Below are 1,199 nucleotides of genomic sequence, written 5' to 3' on the forward strand. Positions count from 1 at the left end.
CGGGTGCTAACGTCCGTTGTGAAAAGGGAAACAACCCAGACCGTCAGCTAAGGTCCCGAAATCCTGGTTAAGTGGGAAACGATGTGGGAAGGCTCAGACAGCTAGGAGGTTGGCTTAGAAGCAGCCATCCTTTAAAGAAAGCGTAATAGCTCACTAGTCGAGTCGGCCTGCGCGGAAGATGTAACGGGGCTCAAACCAGGTACCGAAGCTACGGGTTCGTCGAATGACGAGCGGTAGAGGAGCGTCGTGTACGCCGATGAAGGTGGATCGAGAGGTCTGCTGGAGGTATCACGAGTGCGAATGCTGACATGAGTAACGACAAGGGGAGTGAAAAACTCCCCCGCCGGAAGACCAAGGTTTTCTGTTCTATGCTAATCAGAGCAGAGTGAGTCGGCCCCTAAGGCGAGGCCGAAAGGCGTAGTCGATGGGAAACGGGTTAATATTCCCGTACCTCACTGTATTGCGATGGGGGGACGGAGAAGGCTAGGTGAGCCAGGCGTTGGTAGTCCTGGTGAAAGTCAGTAGGCTGGAGAATCAGGCAAATCCGGTTCTCCCAGGCCGAGAGACGAGACGAACTGACCACGGTCAGGAAGTCATCGATGCCACGCTTCCAGGAAAAGCCTCTAAGCTTCAGATACAGTGGGACCGTACCCCAAACCGACACAGGTGGTCAGGGTGAGAATCCCAAGGCGCTTGAGAGAACTCGGGTGAAGGAACTAGGCAAAATGGTGCCGTAACTTCGGGAGAAGGCACGCCGCGTTAGTGTGAAGGCCCTGCGGCCGGAGCACGAGGCGGTCGAAGATACCAGGTGGCTGCAACTGTTTATTAAAAACACAGTACTCTGCAAACGCGTAAGCGGACGTATAGGGTATGACGCCTGCCCGGTGCCGGAAGGTTAAGTGATGGTGTTAGCGCAAGCGAAGCTCTTGATCGAAGCCCCGGTAAACGGCGGCCGTAACTATAACGGTCCTAAGGTAGCGAAATTCCTTGTCGGGTAAGTTCCGACCTGCACGAATGGCGTAATGATGGCCACGCTGTCTCCACCCGAGACTCAGTGAAATTGAAATCGCAGTGAAGATGCTGTGTACCCGCGGCTAGACGGAAAGACCCCGTGAACCTTTACTATAGCTTCACACTGGACGCTGATGTTGCTTGTGTAGGATAGCTGGGAGGCTTGGAAACTCGGACGCCAGTTCGAG

General features: G+C 54.6%; 1 other annotated feature (running past both ends of the window).

Annotated features, from left to right (window positions below):
- Window positions 1–1,199, top strand: a sequence feature (mutual gap in cmsearch alignment for this rRNA model is longer than 100) (it extends past both window edges: 1,216 nt to the left, 1,655 nt to the right).

Source organism: Halomonas sp. KAO, from assembly GCF_015595025.1.
GTDB lineage: Bacteria > Pseudomonadota > Gammaproteobacteria > Pseudomonadales > Halomonadaceae > Halomonas.